General features: G+C 63.3%; 20 protein-coding genes and 1 tRNA gene. 8 read left to right on the top strand and 13 right to left on the bottom strand.

From position 1 onward, the window contains the following. Positions 1-8 precede the first annotated feature (8 nt). The 4 genes from ACTG4K_RS03145 to ACTG4K_RS03130 form a co-directional block, all read right to left on the bottom strand. Positions 9-890, bottom strand: a complete 882-nt coding sequence (locus ACTG4K_RS03145; RefSeq protein ID WP_439112744.1) for an HvfC/BufC family peptide modification chaperone — start codon at positions 888-890, stop codon at positions 9-11. Beyond that, positions 887-1,783, bottom strand: coding sequence for an MNIO family bufferin maturase (gene bufB, locus ACTG4K_RS03140; protein WP_439112743.1), 897 nt, complete (start codon positions 1,781-1,783; stop codon positions 887-889). Before bufB ends, ACTG4K_RS03145 begins: the two co-directional genes overlap by 4 nt. A gap of 35 nt (positions 1,784-1,818) precedes the next feature. Continuing rightward, a complete protein-coding gene (locus ACTG4K_RS03135; RefSeq protein ID WP_439112742.1) occupies positions 1,819-2,097 on the bottom strand; it encodes a BufA1 family periplasmic bufferin-type metallophore in 279 nt (92 codons plus the stop codon). 123 nt (positions 2,098-2,220) lie between these two features. Next, positions 2,221-2,706 carry a TlpA family protein disulfide reductase gene (locus ACTG4K_RS03130; RefSeq protein WP_439112741.1) on the bottom strand — a complete coding sequence of 162 codons (486 nt, stop codon included), beginning with the start codon at positions 2,704-2,706 and terminating at the stop codon, positions 2,221-2,223. A 170-nt stretch (positions 2,707-2,876) separates the two neighbouring features. On the opposite strand from ACTG4K_RS03130, the gene ACTG4K_RS03125 reads away from it, so the two are divergent. Together ACTG4K_RS03125 and ACTG4K_RS03120 are read left to right on the top strand one after the other, a co-directional pair. Further along, positions 2,877-3,452 carry a sigma-70 family RNA polymerase sigma factor gene (locus tag ACTG4K_RS03125; protein ID WP_439112740.1) on the top strand — a complete coding sequence of 192 codons (576 nt, stop codon included), beginning with the start codon at positions 2,877-2,879 and terminating at the stop codon, positions 3,450-3,452. A 26-nt stretch (positions 3,453-3,478) separates the two neighbouring features. Then, positions 3,479-3,667: a zf-HC2 domain-containing protein gene (locus ACTG4K_RS03120; RefSeq protein WP_439112739.1), complete on the top strand. Its 189-nt coding sequence runs from the start codon at positions 3,479-3,481 to the stop codon at positions 3,665-3,667. Between the two features lie 20 nt (positions 3,668-3,687). On the opposite strand, the gene ftsY is transcribed toward ACTG4K_RS03120, so the two are convergent. Continuing rightward, entirely contained in the window at positions 3,688-4,791 is a 1,104-nt protein-coding gene (gene ftsY / locus ACTG4K_RS03115; RefSeq protein WP_439112738.1) for a signal recognition particle-docking protein FtsY, read from the bottom strand. A gap of 41 nt (positions 4,792-4,832) precedes the next feature. Here ftsY and ACTG4K_RS03110 point away from each other — a divergent pair, with 41 nt between their 5' ends. Genes ACTG4K_RS03110 through ACTG4K_RS03090 form a run of 5 tightly spaced genes read left to right on the top strand, consistent with a single transcriptional unit; the run spans position 4,833 to position 9,180 of the window. Then, positions 4,833-6,302 (top strand): M16 family metallopeptidase, encoded by a 1,470-nt coding sequence (locus tag ACTG4K_RS03110; protein WP_439112737.1) that lies wholly within the window; start codon positions 4,833-4,835, stop codon positions 6,300-6,302. Between the two features lie 29 nt (positions 6,303-6,331). Next, the gene (locus ACTG4K_RS03105) at positions 6,332-7,681 is read left to right on the top strand and encodes a M16 family metallopeptidase (protein ID WP_439112736.1); all 1,350 of its coding nucleotides are present in this window, start codon (positions 6,332-6,334) and stop codon (positions 7,679-7,681) included. Positions 7,682-7,697: 16 nt separating this feature from the next. Next, positions 7,698-8,312 carry a 16S rRNA (guanine(966)-N(2))-methyltransferase RsmD gene (gene rsmD / locus ACTG4K_RS03100; RefSeq protein ID WP_439112735.1) on the top strand — a complete coding sequence of 205 codons (615 nt, stop codon included), beginning with the start codon at positions 7,698-7,700 and terminating at the stop codon, positions 8,310-8,312. 36 nt (positions 8,313-8,348) lie between these two features. Beyond that, positions 8,349-8,867, top strand: a complete 519-nt coding sequence (coaD, locus tag ACTG4K_RS03095) for a pantetheine-phosphate adenylyltransferase (RefSeq protein ID WP_439112734.1) — start codon at positions 8,349-8,351, stop codon at positions 8,865-8,867. Position 8,868: 1 nt separating this feature from the next. Next, positions 8,869-9,180: a YfhL family 4Fe-4S dicluster ferredoxin gene (locus ACTG4K_RS03090; RefSeq protein ID WP_439112733.1), complete on the top strand. Its 312-nt coding sequence runs from the start codon at positions 8,869-8,871 to the stop codon at positions 9,178-9,180. Here the strand turns inward: ACTG4K_RS03090 and pth are convergent. The 8 genes from pth to ACTG4K_RS03050 all read right to left on the bottom strand — a co-directional run bounded on the left by pth (position 9,117) and on the right by ACTG4K_RS03050 (position 15,399). Further along, positions 9,117-9,800, bottom strand: coding sequence for an aminoacyl-tRNA hydrolase (gene pth, locus ACTG4K_RS03085; RefSeq protein WP_439112732.1), 684 nt, complete (start codon positions 9,798-9,800; stop codon positions 9,117-9,119). The genes ACTG4K_RS03090 and pth overlap by 64 nt on opposite strands. A gap of 82 nt (positions 9,801-9,882) precedes the next feature. Continuing rightward, the gene (locus ACTG4K_RS03080) at positions 9,883-10,503 is read right to left on the bottom strand and encodes a 50S ribosomal protein L25/general stress protein Ctc (protein WP_439112731.1); all 621 of its coding nucleotides are present in this window, start codon (positions 10,501-10,503) and stop codon (positions 9,883-9,885) included. Between the two features lie 99 nt (positions 10,504-10,602). Beyond that, positions 10,603-11,577, bottom strand: coding sequence for a ribose-phosphate pyrophosphokinase (locus ACTG4K_RS03075; protein WP_439112730.1), 975 nt, complete (start codon positions 11,575-11,577; stop codon positions 10,603-10,605). 99 nt (positions 11,578-11,676) lie between these two features. Then, positions 11,677-11,753: transfer RNA gene (locus ACTG4K_RS03070), tRNA-Gln, on the bottom strand. 95 nt (positions 11,754-11,848) lie between these two features. Then, positions 11,849-12,727, bottom strand: coding sequence for a 4-(cytidine 5'-diphospho)-2-C-methyl-D-erythritol kinase (gene ispE, locus ACTG4K_RS03065; protein ID WP_439113129.1), 879 nt, complete (start codon positions 12,725-12,727; stop codon positions 11,849-11,851). A 23-nt stretch (positions 12,728-12,750) separates the two neighbouring features. Further along, positions 12,751-13,161, bottom strand: a complete 411-nt coding sequence (locus ACTG4K_RS03060; RefSeq protein WP_439112729.1) for a lipoprotein insertase outer membrane protein LolB — start codon at positions 13,159-13,161, stop codon at positions 12,751-12,753. A 113-nt stretch (positions 13,162-13,274) separates the two neighbouring features. After that, positions 13,275-15,101, bottom strand: a complete 1,827-nt coding sequence (locus tag ACTG4K_RS03055) for a tetratricopeptide repeat protein (protein ID WP_439112728.1) — start codon at positions 15,099-15,101, stop codon at positions 13,275-13,277. Positions 15,102-15,243: 142 nt separating this feature from the next. Further along, on the bottom strand, positions 15,244-15,399 hold the full coding sequence (locus ACTG4K_RS03050; RefSeq protein WP_439113128.1) for an HNH endonuclease: 156 nt from the start codon (positions 15,397-15,399) through the stop codon (positions 15,244-15,246). Between the two features lie 90 nt (positions 15,400-15,489). Between ACTG4K_RS03050 and mutM the strand changes: the two genes are divergently transcribed. Further along, the gene (gene mutM / locus ACTG4K_RS03045; protein ID WP_439112727.1) at positions 15,490-16,305 is read left to right on the top strand and encodes a bifunctional DNA-formamidopyrimidine glycosylase/DNA-(apurinic or apyrimidinic site) lyase; all 816 of its coding nucleotides are present in this window, start codon (positions 15,490-15,492) and stop codon (positions 16,303-16,305) included. Positions 16,306-16,348 lie beyond the last annotated feature (43 nt).

Here is a 16,348-nt window from a genome sequence, read left to right as displayed (position 1 = left end):
GGCTGAGCTTAATTCATGGGCCGATGGGACTCATGCGCTGGGTTTTCGGGCTGGGCGTTCGGCAGCAGGCTGTGCACCCCGGTGACCAGGGCGTCAGTTACGGCGGCGCTCAGCCAGGCAGAAAAGTCAAAGTTGCTGGCTGAATCTGTCACGGCAAAGGCGGCGTTCAGCGCCTGGGGCAGGTCGGCGCCGGCCAGTAGCGTTTGCAGCAGGGCCGATGCGTTGGGTTGAATGCCTTGCAGGCGGGCACGGTGGCCCTGGCGCCACACCAGTGCGTGTTCGCCCTGGCCGTTGCGCAGGCGCTGGGCGGCTTCATCCAGCCGGGGCGTTGCGTGCAGGTGTGCCCCGACCAGGCTTGCCACCGGGTAGGCGCTGCACACCACGGTGGTGCCGGGCGCCAGGGTGAGCGCCAGGCCTTCAGGCGCTTCGTGTGCCAGGCGAGCGAAGCTGGCGGGGTCGGGCGCGATGTCGGCGGCCCCGGTGGCGGCGTGCAGCGCCCATTCTGTGTGCGCCACATCGCTCAAGTAGGGCACATCGGCCAGTTGCGCGTTGTGCTGCAAGAAGCCAGGCAGGGCGTCGCCCCACTGGGCCAGATCGCCCCGCTGCGGCGGGTGCTGGTGCCACAGGTCGCGCGCCAGCAGTGCGAAGTTGGCTGCGCCGATCAGTGCCGCCACCACGGGGTAGGCGCTGAACAAAGCCCGTTCGGCCATGGCATGGCCATTGGCCTGGTACACGGCAAGGCCGCGTGTGGTCTGGATGTGGCGTGTGTCGAGAAAGTCCGGCAGGCAAGCGGCTGCTGAGCGTGCCAGCGCACTGCCGGGCCGGGCCAGCAACGCTTGCAGCAGCGCCTGTTGCTGGGCGCCCAGTGCGTGCAGTGTCTGTGTGCTCATGCTGCGGCCGCCTGCAAAGCGGTTGCATCCAGGCAACGTTGGGTCGTGCAGCGGGCGCGCTCGGCTTCGTCCAGCAGTACCTGCAGCTCGGGCATATCGGTGTCCCATTCGATCAGTGTGGGCACGGCACCCCAGCGCCCAATGGCGTGGCGGTAGAGCGACCACACGGACTCATGGACACGGCTGCCGTGGTCGTCAATGACGATGTCGCCGCAGTGCAGATGGCCCGCCAGGTGCATTTCGGCCACATGGTGCGGCTGCACCGCGTCGAGCCAGCGCATGCACACACCCAGGGGGTCTGTGGCTTCGCCGCGCAATGCTGCGTTGAGCGCGTTCACGTAAATATTGTTCACATCCACCAGCAACTGGCAGCCGGTGCGCTGCGCGAGCGCATTCAAAAAGTCGGGCTCGCTCATTTCTGCGTCTCGCCATGGCACGTAGACCGACAGGTTTTCCACCGCAATGGTCCGCTGCAAGCGGTCTTGCACCTGGTTCACGTTGGCGCACATGGCGCCAAGCGCTGCCTGGTTCATGGGCACGGGCAGCAGGTCGGCCGCGTGCAGGCCGGGGCCGCGCGCGAAGCTGGCGTGGTCGCTCACGCGCACCGGGTCAATGGCTTGTGCCAAGCGCGCCAGTTGGTCCAGGTGCCAGGGGTCGATGCCAGCGACAGACCCCAGCGACAAGCCCACGCCGTGCAGGCTCACCGGGTAGCGCCCGCGGCCTTCGCGCAACACCGCAAGCGCAGCGCCGCCGCAGGCGAAGAAGTTTTCTGAATGGACTTCAATGAAGTCCAGCGCGGGTTGCTGTTCCAGCAACGCCGCGTAATGGGGGTGCCGCCAACCAATGCCTACTGAGGGCGCTGCGGCTGAAGTCCGATGAGCGGGTGTGGTCATGTGGCGGCTTTTTAGATGCGCGTAGCGAAGTCCGTTCAGGACTTCATGGTCTTCCTGGCTTCGTCTGCCGTCAGACCGCCCAGCGCCTTGCAGGTGCCGGCCGCCACGTACTTCCACTCGCCTTTGTCGTTGTCTACTTGGGATTGGCCGGCGCAAGAATGCGTGCCTGCAAGGTTGCCGCAGTCGTTTTGCCCGGCCTTGGCGACGCCGTAGCACTTTTCTTTGGCGGTTGTTTGCGCCAAAGCTGGCGAAGACAGCAGGGCCAGCGACATCAGCGAAGCGGCGGCAGTGGTGATCAGGTCGCGTTGGTTCATTTCAGTGACTCCATATTTAAAGGGTTGAAACCACTGGCCTGCGGCGCAGCGCCTGGTGGTTGGGCGTGAGTCAGTCAGGGCGGGCGGTTCTTACAGAACGGCATAAAAAAAATGGCCAGCGGCTCAAAGAGCGTCGGCAATGCGGTCCCAGGCCTCAACGGGTATGCGCCCTTGGTACGCTTCGATCAACTGGCCTCGCTTGTCGATCAGCCGGGCGCTGGGCAACTGGAGTGGGCGACCCATGGTGTCGCTGAATTCGCTGCCGCCGGCCCACACAGAAGCGAATCGCTGAGACGCCGGTGTGGTTTGGGCCACCAGCCGCTCGTAGTCCAGCCAGTCTTGCTGCTGGGCGTCCATGTTCACGCCAATCAATGTGAACGGTTGACTGCGCCAGCCCATCAGGTTGGCGCGCAATTCTTTCATTTTGTCGCGGCACACCGGGCAACCCGTAGCCCAGTAAAACACCAGCACCACGCGGCCTTGAAATGCCGCCAATTGCAGCCGTTTCCCATCGGCGGTGGCGCCTTGCAGTGCCGGCAGGGTGGCGCCAGCCGGTGCCGTGAACTGTGGCGCAGCGGGCCCGGCAGCGCACAGCAAAGCCATTGCCATGAACTGTCGGCGCTGGAGGCTTCCAGGAGCGGTATTTGGGTGCGTCATCGGGTATCTCCTTCAAGGACGAATACTTTTTGTCGCAGTTATCTTCGATTGCTTACACTCCAATTCGCTCCAATTCGCTCCAATTCGCTCCAATTCGCTCCAATTCGCTCCAAGCCGCCCACATGCACACAGATCAACCCGTCGAATTCGAGCATCAGCTGGTCGCCCTTCGGGGCTACCTCATGCGCTTTGCGCGCCTGCAACTGCGCAACGAAGCTTGGGCAGAAGACGCCGTCTCCGAGACCCTGCTCGCTGCTTTGGCCAAGCCTCTGGCGTTCGAGGCGCGCTCGCAGCTCAAGACCTGGCTGGTGGGCATCCTCAAACACAAGATCATCGACTCGATGCGCCAGCGACAGCGCGAGGTGGTGCTGGACACGGGTTCTGAAGATGACAGTACCGACCCGCTGGAGCACATGGCCTTCAAGCGCGACGGGCACTTTGCTGAGAAGCCAGCCGATTGGGGCAACCCGGAGCAAGACCTGAACAGCCGACAATTTTTTGTCATTCTGGAAGCCTGCACCGACAAACTGCCCGCGGTGCAAGGCCGGCTGTTCCTCATGCGCGAGTGGCTGGAACTGTCTAGCGAAGCGATCTGTAAGGAACTCAATTTGACGCCGACCAACTTGTACGTTCAGTTGCACCGCGCCCGTCTGCGCTTGCGTGAATGTCTGGAATTGAACTGGTTTGCCGCACGATGAACGCCTGGCTCAGAAAAGTCCCCCTGATGCGCTCCTGCAAGGAGGTGACGGCGCTGGTCATTGCCCGCGAAGACCGGGAACTGCCCCTGGCCGAGCAGCTGGCCCTGTGCATGCACATGGCCATGTGCAAGGCTTGCCCCACCTTTGAGCGTCAAGTGCTCAGCATGCGCAACGCCATGAAAAACTGGCGCCATTACACGGACGACGAGCGCTGACGCCTGGAGCGCTTGTTTGCTCAGTTCAGCAATGCTTGCGCAAATTCGCGGGCATCGAAGGTTTCCAGGTCTTCCAGTTTTTCACCCACGCCGATGAAGTACACCGGCACCGGTTTTTCGCGCGCAATCGCACACAACACGCCGCCCTTGGCGGTGCCGTCGAGCTTGGTGATGACCAGGCCGGTGAGTTGCAGCGCGTCGTCAAACGCCTTTACCTGCATCAAAGCGTTTTGCCCGGTGTTGCCGTCAATCACCAGCAACACCTCGTGCGGTGCGGTGGCGTCGGCCTTTTGCACCACCCGTTTGATCTTGCGCAGCTCTTCCATCAAGTGAAGTTGGGTGGGCAGGCGTCCGGCGGTGTCCACCAGCACCACATCGCGTCCGCGCGCGCGGCCGGCGGTCACGGCGTCAAAGCTCACCGCAGCGGGGTCGCCGCCTTCCTGCGTGATGATGTCCACCGTGTTGCGGTCGGCCCACACGGCCAGTTGCTCGCGGGCGGCGGCGCGAAAGGTGTCGGCTGCGGCCAGCAGCACCGTAGCGCCTTCGTTGGCCAGGTGGCGCGTGAGCTTGCCAATGGACGTGGTTTTGCCCGCGCCATTCACGCCCGCCACCATGATCACCGTGGGCTTGAATTCGCCAATCACCAGCGGCTTCTGCAGCGGCTTGAGCAGATCGGTGATTGCGTCGGCCAGCAACCCTTTCACGGCGGCCGGGTCGGTCGTCTTCTGGTCTTTCACCCTTTTTTTCAGGTCGGCCAGCAGGTGCTCGGTGGCCTTCACGCCGGTGTCGGCCATCAGCAGCGCGGTTTCCAGGTCTTCGTACAGCGCGTCGTCAATCTGCGTGCCGGTGAACACCGTGGCAATGCTGGCGCCGGTCTTGCGCAAACCGGCCTTGAGCTTGTCGAGCCAGCCCTTGCGCGGTTCTGGTGCGGCGGCAGCCACCACAGGCGTTGGCGCAGCCATGGGCGCAGGCGGGGCCACAGGCTGGGGTGCTGCCGCTGGCGCCACGGTCGGTACGGCCACAGATATGACCACAGGTACGGCAGCGGGCCCCACAGCAGGTGGCTGTGTCGGGGCGGGTGCTGGATGAGGGGTAGGGGTTTTTTTTCGGAAGAACGAGAACATTTTTCAATCTCTAGAATCCATTGCATTCTATGAAACGCACCATGCACCTGCTTGACACGCGCTTCAACGCGCTTTTTTTGATCCTGGCACTGAGTGCTTCCAGTGCTTTGGCGCAAGCGCCAGCGGTACCCGCAACCCCGACCCCCGCCGCCGCCGCGCCAGCAGCATCAGAAGCCAAGGCCCACACCTTTGCGCTGGCCAACGGCATGACGCTGATCGTGCGGCCCGACCGGCGAGCACCCACTGTGGCCCACATGCTGTGGGTGCGCGTGGGGTCCATCGACGAGGTGGACGGCACGTCCGGCGTGGCCCATGCGCTGGAGCACATGCTCTTCAAAGGCACGCCCACGCTCAAGCCAGGCGAGTTTTCCCGCCGCATGGCTGCGCTGGGCGCGCGCGAAAACGCCTTCACCAGCCGCGACGCCACCGCCTACCACCAGCAGGTGCCCGCAGGCAAGCTTGAAGAGGTGATGCGGCTGGAAGCCGATCGTTTTGCCAACAACCAGTGGGCCGACGACGAGTTCAAGCGCGAGCTCGAAGTCATCAAGGAAGAGCGCCGCCAGCGCACCGAAGACGCACCACGTGCCCGCATGTTTGAAGCGCTCAATGCGGCGGTGTTTCAGGCCAGCCCTTACCGGCGCCCCATCATCGGCTGGATGAGCGACCTCGACGCTATGACGCCCGACGACGTGCGCGCCTTCTACCAGCGCTGGTACACCCCAGCCAACGCCGCCGTGGTGATTGCGGGCGATGTGGACGTAGCCCAAGTGCGTGCGCTGGCGGAAAAACATTACGGTGGCTTGGCCGCCCGCGCGGTGCCCGCGCGCAAGCCGCGCAGCGAGCCCGAGCAAGCCGGCCCGCGCCGCCTGGAATACCGCGCAGCAGCCGAGCAGGCCATGCTGGCGCTGGCCTTCAAGGTGCCCCAGTGGACCGGCGGCGACGACCCAGCGAGCCAGGACGCGCTGGCACTCACTGTGCTTTCGGCTGTGCTTGACGGTTACAGTGGCGCCCGGCTGGAACGCGCGCTGGTGCAGGGTGAGGGCATGGGTGGCAAGCGCGTGGCCGACAGCGCGGGCGCCTCTTACGGCTTGTATGGCCGCGGCCCGCAGCTGTTTTTGCTCAGTGCGGTGCCGGCCCGCGGTGTGTCGGCCGACACCGCTTCGGCGGCCCTGAAAACCGAGGTGGCGCGCATCGCCCGCGAAGGCATCAGTGCAGCCGAGTTGCAGCGCGTCAAAACCCAATGGACTGCCGGTGAAATCTACAAGCTAGACTCGGTGTTCAACCAGGCCCGAGAACTGGGCAACTATTGGATCAACGGCATGGACGTGAACACCGGCGACCGCCTCATGGCGGCGTTGCGCCAGGTCACGGCGGCACAGGTGCAGTCGGTCGCACAACGCTACTTCTCCGACGAACAGCTCACCACCGCCGTGCTGGTGCCTGACGCCAGCCGGCGCACCGCTGTCAGCGGCGCTGCAGCAACGTCGCGCCCCGCCTTGGGCCGCCATTGAGCCCTCCAAAGCCGTTCACAGACGCCACCATGCTCACATCCATGCTTCGCTTCGCCCGTCCAGTTTCTGTCTTGGCCGGCCTGCTGGCGCTGTGCGCCTTGCTGCCCGCACAGGCCGCCATCCCCATCGAACACTGGACGCACGCCAGCGGCGCCCGCGTGTACCTCGTGGTCAGCCCGTCCATTCCCATGCTGGACGTGCAGCTCGACTTTGACGGCGGCAGCCGCCGCGACCCCCTCGCCCAAGCCGGCCTGGCCAGCGCCACCGCCGGTCTGCTGTCTGCGGGTGTGGCGGCGCAGGGCGCGCAGCCCGCACTGGACGAAAACCAGCTCAGCGAAGCCTGGGTCGATCTGGGTGCCCAGTTTGGCGCGCAGGCTGGCAGCGACCGCTTCACCCTGTCGCTGCGCACCCTCACCGAGCCCGACTTGCTGGAACGCGCTGTGGCCCTGGCCGCGCGCCAACTCGCTGCACCCGCCTGGCCCGAGCGCGTGTGGCAGCGCGACCGCGAGCGCACGCTGGCCGCACTGAAAGAAGCCGATACGCGCCCCGCTACCCAGGCCGGCCGGGCCTTTGCCCGCGCCGTGTACGGCAACCATCCTTATGGTTTTGAGCCCGTGGCCGCCACGCTCGGTGCCATTTCAGTGGCTGACATGCGCGCCTTTTACCGCCGCCACATGGCCGCCTGCCGCGCCCAGGTGACGCTGGTGGGTGCCATCGACCGCGCGCAGGCCAACCGCATCGTGGGCCAGTTGGTGGGCGCGGTACAGCCCCACGGCTGTGCGGCTCTGCCCAACGTGCCCCAGGTGCAGCCACTGGCGCGGGCGGTGAACGAACAGCGGCCCCTTGAAGCAGCTCAGGCGCAGGTGCTGATGGGCCAGCCCGGTGTGGCCCGCAACGACCCCGACTTTTTCCCCCTGTTCGTGGGCAACTACATTTTGGGCGGTGGCGGCTTCGTCTCGCGCCTCACCACCGAAGTGCGCGAAAAACGCGGCCTGAGCTACAGCGTCTACAGCTATTTTTCGCCCGGCCTGCACGCCGGTGCGTTTCAGGTGGGCCTGACCACCCGGCCAGACCAAGCCGCCCAGGCCGTGGCCGTGGCGCGCGACGTGGTGCGCCAGTTCGTAGAACAAGGCCCGACCGACGCCGAACTGCAGGCCGCCAAAGACTTCCTCATCAACGGTTTTGCGCTGCGCATCGACAGCAACCGCAAGTTGCTGGACAACGTGGCCAACATCGCCTGGAACGGCCTGCCGCTCAATTACCTCGATACCTGGGCCGAGCAGGTTCAGCGGGTGAGCGTGGCCGACATTCGCCGCGCTTTCAACCGCGTGCTGCAACCCGATCGCATGGTGACCGTGGTGGTGGGCGCAAAGCCTTGAGCGTTAAGCTACGGGCATGAAAAAACCAGCACCTGCAGCGCACAAGCGCCCAGCCAGCGCACCCAATGAAGTTCGCATCATCGGCGGCCAGTGGAAGCGCACCATTCTTCCAGTGCCCAGCCACCCCGGCCTGCGGCCCACGCCCGCGCGTGTGCGCGAAACCTTGTTCAACTGGCTCGGGCATGATCTGAAAGGCCTGCGCTGCCTTGACGCCTTTGCCGGCACGGGTGCTCTCGGGTTCGAAGCCGCCTCGCGTGGCGCTGCCGAAGTGGTGCTGGTGGAGCACGACGGCGCCTTGTTGAGCGCCTTGAGCCGCACCAAGACCAAGCTCAGTGCCGACACGGTGCGCGTGGAGCGCGGAGACGGCGTAGCTGCTCTGCGCCAGCGCGGTGGTCTGGGGCTGGATGTGGTGTTTCTGGACCCCCCGTTTGCCGATGGGCAAAACGATGCCCTGGTGCTTTCGGCGCTGGCCGCAGCCCGTGCCGCTGTGGGCGAAACGGGTTTGATCTACCTGGAAGCCCCACGCGTCTGGAGCGCTGATGAGCTGGCCCAGATCGGGCTGCAGGTCCACCGCCAGGGCAAAGCCGGCCAAGTCGCCTTTCACCTGCTGCGGCTATTGCCCGCCCAATAGGCCGGGCCACAGCACCCGTCCCGCATAATTCACGGCATGAGTTTCGATCTGTCCCGGTCAGCCGGTAGCCCCCGCATCGCCATCTATAGCGGCACGTTTGACCCGTTGACGCTCGGCCACGAAGACGTGGCCCGCCGTGCTTCCTTGCTGTTTGACGAGGTGATCATTGCGGTGGCCATGGCCCACCACAAGAAAACGCGCTTCACCCTGGCCGAACGGCTGGACATGACGGCCGAAGCCGCTGCGCGGATGCCCGGGCGGGTGCGTGTGCTGCCGTTTGACGGTCTGATCATGGACTTTTGCCGACAGCAAAATGCCTCGGCGGTGGTGCGCGGCATACGCAACCTCACCGACTTTGACTACGAAGCCCAGATGGCGGCGATGAACCGCAAGCTCAACCCGGCCGTAGAAACCGTGTTTTTGCTGCCGCAGGCCGAGCTGCAATGCATTTCCAGCACCCTGGTTCGCGAGATTTCCTACCTGAGCGGAGATGTGTCTCAGATGGTGAACGCTGCGGTGGCACAGCGGCTGCTGCCCAAAAAGCTGGAGGCCTGACATGGCGCTGATGATCACCGACGAATGCATCAACTGCGATGTGTGCGAGCCCGAATGCCCGAACGAGGCGATCTACATGGGCGAAGAAATCTACGAGATCGACCCGTCCAAATGCACCGAGTGCGTAGGCCATTTTGACGAGCCGCAGTGCGTGCAGGTGTGCCCGGTCGCCTGTATCCCCCTTCACCCGGACCACATTGAGACCCGGGAAACGCTGTGGCAAAAATACCAGCGCTTGCAAAAGGCCGGTCAGCCTTTGTCTGCTTCGACCGACGTGTCCACCGGTGGCGCAGCGCCAGCATCCGGCGTCTGAACCGTGGGCGTTTCGGTCTTCGTTGGCCTGGGTGGTTTGGGGCGCGGTGGTTTGCTGGTGTGAATTAGCGCCGTTGCCTTGTCCATTTCGCCGGCAATCAGGTTGTGCAGGGCCTTGAGGCTGCGGTCCAGCGCTTGTGCAATGGCAATGCGGTCATCGGGTGATGGTTTTTTCAGCACCCAGTTGGCCACCTCGTTTTTGTTGCCCGGGTGGCCAATACCCACGCGAAGGCGCCAGTAGTCGGCACTGCCAAGCTGGGCATGGATGTCGCGCAGGCCATTGTGTCCCGCGTGTCCACCGCCTTTTTTCAGCTTCACTTCGCCGGGCGGCAGATCCAGTTCGTCGTGCACTACCAGCACCTCTTCGGGTGCTATCTTGAAAAACCGGGCCACCGATGCCACCGACTTGCCCGACAGGTTCATGAATGTCTGTGGTTCCACCAGCCACACGCTGTTGCCATTCACATTCGCTCGGGCCACCAGTCCAAAGTGACCGCGTTCCATCTGCAGCGGTACCTTGAGCAGGCGCGCGGCTTCGTCTAGCCACCAAAAGCCGGCGTTGTGGCGGGTGTGTTCGTATTCGGGACCGGGGTTTCCCAGTCCGGCAATCAGTCGGATCATGCGCAAATTATCGGTGACGCTACAAAGAGAAACGGCCCGCATAGCGGGCCGTTTCGGGCAGAGAGAAAAGGTCCGGATGGACTTATTTCTTCTTCTTGCCCTTCTTGTCGTCCACCACAACCACGGGGGCTGCAATCACTTCGGTCACAGGCTCAACCACGGTGGCCACGGTCAGGTTCTTGCGGCCGTGCATGACGAGCTTGACATTCTTGTCCAGCTTGATGTCACCGGTGTGAACGGTGGAGCCCTTGACCACTGCGCCCAGGTCAACCGTGATGTGCTCGGGCAGCTGGGTGGCCAGGCACTCGATTTCGATCTCGGTCATCACGTGGTTGATGACGCACTTGTCTTCTTTGACGGCAGGCGAGCTCTCTGCATTGATGAAATGCAGCGGCACCTTTTTGTGCAGGCGGGTCTTGTCGTCCACGCGCTGGAAGTCCACGTGCAGCACTTGCGGCTTGTAGGGGTGGTATTGCACGTCGCGCAACAGCACTTTTTGCACCGAACCGGCGATTTCCATGTCCAGGATGGAGGCGTGGAACGTTTCCTTCTTCAGGGCGTGCCAGAGTGCGTTGTGATCGAGTTCGATCAGCGATGCAGCGGCTTCGCCACCAAAAACGATACCGGGCGCACGGCCGGTGTTGCGGAGACGGCGGCTCGCACCCGTACCCTGCTTGGCGCGCTCAAAAGCGACAAATTGCATAACATTCTCCATTTGAGGGGCTCCGCGACCAGAGCGCCTCTGTTTCAAAAGGGCTGTCCCCACCATGGGAACTGCCCACTTCTTGCTGCTGACAGGGCCTTAAAACAGGTTGTCCTGATCGGCAAACAAACTCATCACCGACTCGCCCGAAGCAATACGCGCAATGGTTTCAGCCATCAGCGGTGCCACGGAGAGTTGGCGAATCTTGGCGCAGGCCTGTGCAGCCTGCGACAAAGGAATGGTGTTGGTCACAACGACCTCATCGAGTGCGTTGCCCTTGGCAATGCGCTCAATGGCTGGACCCGAGAAAATGGGGTGCGTGCAGTAGGCGTAAACGCTCTTGGCACCGCGCTCTTTCAGCACCTCTGCGGCTTTCACCAGCGTGCCGGCGGTGTCGATCATGTCGTCCATGATCACGCAGTTGCGGCCATCAATGTCGCCAATGACGTGCATCACTTCCGACACGTTGGCCTTCGGACGGCGCTTGTCGATGATGGCCATGTCGCAGTTGAGTTGCTTGGCCAGTGCGCGTGCGCGCACCACGCCACCCACGTCCGGGGAGACCACCAGCAAATCGGAATAGTTTTTGGCGCGCAAGTCACCCAGCAACACAGGCGAGGCGTAAATGTTGTCCACCGGAATGTCGAAGAAACCTTGGATCTGGTCGGCGTGAAGGTCCATGGTCAGCACGCGGTCCACACCCACGGCCTGCAGCATGTTGGCCACCACTTTGGCTGTGATGGGCACGCGGCTCGAACGCGGACGGCGGTCTTGGCGGGCGTACCCGAAATAAGGAATGACGGCCGAGATGCGTGACGCCGAAGCGCGCTTGAGGGCATCGACCATGATGATGAGTTCCATCAGGTTCTCATTGGTCGGAGCGCAGGTCGACTGAATGACGAAGACTTCGCGGGTGCGCACGTTCTGGGTGATTTCAACCGTGACTTCACCGTCGGAGAAGCGACCCACGTTAGCGGCACCCAGCTGCGTACCCAGGTGCTGTGCAATTTCAGCGGCCAATACCGGGTTGGCATTGCCGGTGAAGATCATGAAATCCGGGGGCTGAACTTGCATGGTGTTCCCAGCTGTTGCTACGGCGGCCCCACAGGATCGCCGATAAAAAATGGCCACCGCAGGATGGCCGTTTTGTTACGTGGTGTGGATCAAATGAAATGGCAGGGGAGGAAGGACTCGAACCCTCGCATGCTGGAATCAAAATCCAGTGCCTTTACCAACTTGGCGACTCCCCTACGCAGGTCAACTGTTTGGCACAAGTGCCACTCAGAAAACCGAAAACTGTCGCAGGTTACGCATCAACTGCCTGGGCTGAGCGTAAACCGAGATTCTACCCGGAACACCAGTCAAACAATGGATGTGCATCCATATTTTTGCAATCTTTGATCAGCCAGTTGCCAGGGGCATCTGAAACATCTAGAGACTGTCGTATTTGCGCAAACACTGCTGTACCCGACCCGCTCATGCGTCCTTGCAATCCGTGGCTCTGGAGCCAGTTAATGCAGTGCCTTACATCAGGGCACAACGCTTGTGCGACGGGTTGGAGGTCGTTGTGCCCAACATCCAGAATGCTCTGAATGCTGTGCCTTAACGGCTCGTGTGCATCGTTTGCAGCAAAGCCTTGGATTATAGCGGGTTTTGAGTCGCGTTTCAAAATTGGGGAGCTGAAAATGGATTTCGTGGAGGCTCCTCCTGGGGGTTTGACCACCACAAACCGGGCTTCTTCCAGCGACAGTGGCGTCAGTTGCTCACCGATGCCTTCCACCCATGCGCTGCGCCCGCCGATAAAGAAGGGCACATCGGCTCCCAGTTGCAGACCCAGCGTCGCCAGTTGCGTGCGGCTTAGGCCCAAGCCCCACAGGCGGTTGAGCGCCAGCAGGCAAGTAGCCGCATCTGACGAACCGCCGCCCATGCCCGCTTCGGCAGGCAATCGTTTTTCGAGCCCCATGTGAGCGCCCAGCGCACAGCCGGTGGCTCGTTGCAGCAGTCGTGCAGCACGCACGACCAAGTCTTCTGCGGGCAGGTGTGCGCCTGTGAGGTCTTCACGGCTGATGCCGCCATCTTGGCGCAGTTCGAAGTGCAGGGTGTCGCACCAGTCGATCAGCATGAAGACGGACTGCAGCAGGTGATAGCCGTCTGCTCGCCGACCGGTGATGTGCAAAAACAGATTGAGTTTGGCGGGCGCGGGCACGTCAAAAAGCCGCTTCAGCGGCATTCGTGAGGGGAAATCGGTCATGGTTGGAAAAGGATGCGCAGCTCGGCAGCTGGCAGCGGGGCGGTGCGCCGGGCGGTGATGCGGCCTTCGGGCTGTCGGGTCAGGTCGGCCAGCCAACCATGGGCGTCTTCGCTGGCCTGGCCCTGCAGCCAGCCAAACATGGCGGTCACGGGCAGGCTGGTGCCGCTGAGTTCTTTGGTCAGCTGGTCCAAGCTGTTGCGGGTAGTGACTTGTTGCCCCTGGCGCAATTCGGCGCCTTGAGGCGACCAGAGCACGGTGGCTAGCGTGTTGCCCAGTGGCGAGGTTAGTTGCAGCTCGCCGGTGTGCGCAGAGCCGCGAAGGTCAAACCCAGCCGAGAAAGTCTGGGGAGGATCGCTGTCGACACGCACCGAAAGGCGGCCATTCCAGGTGGTTTCTCCGGGCAGCACGGCGCGCGGCGGTGTGGCACAGGCAGAGACCAGCACAGCGCACCCCAGCGCCAACAGTCGCCACCTGAACTGAGCCCGCCAGGAGCCAGTTTCACCCCCATTCTCAGGCAACCTCATGGTGCAACCCGGAGCCGTTTCAGGGTGGCCTGCAGTGTTTCGTTGTCGTTGGACAGCAGCAGGCCTTCGCGCCAGATCTTCAAGGCCTCTTCTCGCCGGCCTATGGTCCAGAATACTTCGCCCAGGTGGGCGGCGATCTCGGCGTCGGGACGTTTGCTGTAGGCGGCCTGCAGAATTTCAAGCGCACGCGGGAAATTGCCCAGCCGGAATTCAACCCAGCCCAAGCTGTCTTGTATGTAGGCATCGGTGGGGGCCAGTTCCACCGCTTTTTCGATCAATTGCTTGGCCTCGGGCAAGCGTTCGTTGCGGTCGGCCAGCGAATAGCCCAGCGCGTTGTAAGCGTGCTGGTAATCGGGTTTGGCTGCGATGAGTTGGCGCAGCAGCCGCTCCATGGCTTCGGGTTGGCCCGCCTTTTCGGCCATCATGGCCTGGTCGTACAGCAGTTCGGTGTCTTGCGGGAAGCGCTGGCTGGCCTCTGCATACACCTCGTAGGCTTGCTGCCAGTCTTTAAGGTCGCGCAGTAGCTGGGCTTCGGCGACCAGCTTCAGGCGGGCGTCTTCCGGGCGGCGTTCGGGGTGGTTGCGCAACAAGGCGCGTGCTTGGGGCAGCTGCCCTTGCCGGGCGAGCAGCGAGGCGCGGCGCATTTGGGCGGCCATGATGTCGTCGGCGTTTTCAATCCGGTCCAGCCAGGCGCTGGCTGCCGCAAAGTCGTTTTGCTTTTCGGCAATCTGGGCCATTTGCAGATAGGCCTGCGTCAAGCCACGGGCCGATCGCTCGTCTCCCGCCTGGCGGGCCAACGCCATGTAATTCTGCAGCGATGTGGTGGCTGCAGGCAGCGCGTTGTCTTGCACTTGCAGTGTGGCCAGCAGCAACCAGGGGTCGGCCAAGGTGGGCTGGCTGGCGGTGATGTTGTCAAGTTGGCTGCGCGCGTCGGGGTAGCGCTGCAGGTCGAGCAAAATGCGCGCGTAGGCGAGCGCCACGGGTGGTGTGCCCGGTGGCGTTTGCGGGCTGACCTGCAGGTGCCGGCGCACCAGCGCCTCAGCGTCGAGCTGGCCGCGCTCAAGCAGTTCCAGCGCCAGCAGTGCGGGGAAGGGCGATGCAGGGTCAGCCTGGTGTCCCTGGCGAGCCGAGACCAGCGATTGGGGCAGTTGGCCAGCGGCCAGCTCCATGCGGCCAACCGTGGTCCAGGCTGCGGCTGCATGTTCGGGCTGTTTGAACGCGCCGATCAGCGCCTCGCGCACCACCGCCAGGGCTTGCGCCTTGTCGGTTACGCGGGCAAACGTTTGCGGGATGGCGTTCAGTGCATCGTTGCGCTCGGCGGGTGTGCTGCGGTCCAAAATGGTGCGCAGCACCGGGGCAGCTTCTCCCACCCGGTTGAGGGCCAGCAGGATTTGCAGCACAAACCGGTGGGCCTCCGGGCTTTGCGGAAGGTCTTGTGACCAGGCTCGCGCGGCGCCCAGCGCGGCTTCGCCCGACCGCGCTTGCAGCGCCACGTCAACCGCGCGCCGGTACAGCCGCTCATCGCGCTGCTTTCGCGCAGCGTCCAGGATCAGCGAGTAGCCAGTACCGGGTTCACCGGCCTGGACGTTGAGTTCACCCAGTAGCAACTGGTAAAAAAGCGGCGCATTCAGTGCCGAGTTGACCACCGGGACCGCAGGCGTGGCGGGCGCGGCCTCAGGGGTGCTGGGGGCTGTTTGTGCTGTCGCGTTCAGCGCCACGCCCAGCAACAAAGCCACCAACAGAGCGACCCGCTTGCCGGCGTGGTGGGGGCGGCGCCTCGCCCCGTTTGCACGACTCAAAGCCGGATGGACGTTGCGGTGCAAGGTGTTGGAGGGTAGGGCCGTGGTGTTTCCACCAAAGCCCCCCCTAAGAACCGTACTTGCGCCTTTCGACGCATACGGCTCACGGACGACCACTGGATCTCTAGAGTTATCGGGTTGCATACCCCTACTCTATAGCACCAGATTAAAGTCCCCGTAATGGGACCGGCTTGGTGACCTCCAAGCCAAGGGCGTGGATACGCCTGTGACACCATGAATGCAGAAGCACTCGGTTGCTCAGACTGTTCGAACCCCCATATCGAACTTCTTCGATATGGTGAACCGCCCCGGGGCGGTTCACTCTTGATAATGGAAGGCTTTCAGGAGGCTGCGGGTCGGACTCAAAGACCGTGCGGGCGTTCCTGAACAACACTTAAAAAGCCCCCTTGCCATGCCCGAACTCCCGGAAGTAGAGGTCACACGCCGCAGCTTTGCTGACCGCATTGCGGGCGCTCGTATTGTGAATGTGCAAATGGGCAAACCCCTACGCTGGGCGCTTGGCTGTGAAGCCGGGAGCCTGGTGGGGCGCACAGTGTTGCGCGTGACCAGGCGCGGCAAATACCTGCTGGTACAGCTGGATGTGGGCGTTTTACTGCTCCATCTGGGTATGTCGGGCAGTTTGCAGTTTGCGCCCGCACTGCCGCCGCGCGGGGTGCACGATCATTTTGAGGTGGGCACCAGCCGAGGTCTTATGCGCCTGCACGACCCGCGCCGGTTTGGCGCTGTGGTGTATGTCGACTCCCTGGACGACCCGCGCGCTGTGAAGTTGTTGGGCGGCTTGGGCGTAGAGCCGCTGGAGGCCGGGTTTGATCCGTTGTCTTTTCACCGTGCGCTGCAATTGCGTCGCGCCAGCATCAAACAGGTGCTGCTGGCGGGCGACATTGTGGTGGGCGTCGGCAATATTTATGCGTCGGAAGCGCTGTTTATGGCGGGCATACGCCCCACCGTGCGGGCCGAGCGACTGAGCAAGCCCAGGGCAGCGCGCCTGCACGCGGCCATTGTGGCGGTGTTGCAGCGCGCCGTGGCGCTGGGTGGGAGCACGCTGCGCGACTTTTCAAGCGCGCAAGGGCAAAGTGGCTACTTTCAGCTCGACGCTATGGTGTACGGGCGCGAAGGCCTGCCGTGTCGGGTGTGTGAAACGCCGATTAAAAGCATGCGCCAGGGTCAGCGGTCCACCTTTTTTTGCCCCCATTGTCAGAAGCCGTAAGCCGCTCATCCCGGGGGTTGGGGCGTCTGGCTGCCGCCCCTTT

The organism is Hydrogenophaga sp., from assembly GCF_965657535.1.
Classification (GTDB): Bacteria; Pseudomonadota; Gammaproteobacteria; order Burkholderiales; family Burkholderiaceae_C; genus Hydrogenophaga.
This window is presented reverse-complemented; position numbering and strand designations above follow the sequence as displayed.

What these genes read in the sequence shown, in the direction of transcription:
- ACTG4K_RS03105 (WP_439112736.1), top strand. Translation starts at nt 6,332, where the DNA reads ATGCTCACATCCATGCTTCGCTTCGCCCGTCCAGTTTCTGTCTTGGCC.
- ACTG4K_RS03145 (WP_439112744.1), bottom strand. Translation starts at nt 890, where the DNA reads ATGAGCACACAGACACTGCACGCACTGGGCGCCCAGCAACAGGCGCTG.
- bufB (WP_439112743.1), bottom strand. Translation starts at nt 1,783, where the DNA reads ATGACCACACCCGCTCATCGGACTTCAGCCGCAGCGCCCTCAGTAGGC.
- ACTG4K_RS03120 (WP_439112739.1), top strand. Translation starts at nt 3,479, where the DNA reads ATGCGCTCCTGCAAGGAGGTGACGGCGCTGGTCATTGCCCGCGAAGAC.
- mutM (WP_439112727.1), top strand. Translation starts at nt 15,490, where the DNA reads ATGCCCGAACTCCCGGAAGTAGAGGTCACACGCCGCAGCTTTGCTGAC.
- ACTG4K_RS03130 (WP_439112741.1), bottom strand. Translation starts at nt 2,706, where the DNA reads ATGGCAATGGCTTTGCTGTGCGCTGCCGGGCCCGCTGCGCCACAGTTC.
- rsmD (WP_439112735.1), top strand. Translation starts at nt 7,698, where the DNA reads ATGAAAAAACCAGCACCTGCAGCGCACAAGCGCCCAGCCAGCGCACCC.
- coaD (WP_439112734.1), top strand. Translation starts at nt 8,349, where the DNA reads ATGAGTTTCGATCTGTCCCGGTCAGCCGGTAGCCCCCGCATCGCCATC.
- ACTG4K_RS03110 (WP_439112737.1), top strand. Translation starts at nt 4,833, where the DNA reads ATGCACCTGCTTGACACGCGCTTCAACGCGCTTTTTTTGATCCTGGCA.
- ftsY (WP_439112738.1), bottom strand. Translation starts at nt 4,791, where the DNA reads ATGTTCTCGTTCTTCCGAAAAAAAACCCCTACCCCTCATCCAGCACCC.
- ACTG4K_RS03090 (WP_439112733.1), top strand. Translation starts at nt 8,869, where the DNA reads ATGGCGCTGATGATCACCGACGAATGCATCAACTGCGATGTGTGCGAG.
- ACTG4K_RS03125 (WP_439112740.1), top strand. Translation starts at nt 2,877, where the DNA reads ATGCACACAGATCAACCCGTCGAATTCGAGCATCAGCTGGTCGCCCTT.
- ACTG4K_RS03135 (WP_439112742.1), bottom strand. Translation starts at nt 2,097, where the DNA reads ATGAACCAACGCGACCTGATCACCACTGCCGCCGCTTCGCTGATGTCG.
- ACTG4K_RS03075 (WP_439112730.1), bottom strand. Translation starts at nt 11,577, where the DNA reads ATGCAAGTTCAGCCCCCGGATTTCATGATCTTCACCGGCAATGCCAAC.
- ACTG4K_RS03080 (WP_439112731.1), bottom strand. Translation starts at nt 10,503, where the DNA reads ATGCAATTTGTCGCTTTTGAGCGCGCCAAGCAGGGTACGGGTGCGAGC.
- pth (WP_439112732.1), bottom strand. Translation starts at nt 9,800, where the DNA reads ATGATCCGACTGATTGCCGGACTGGGAAACCCCGGTCCCGAATACGAA.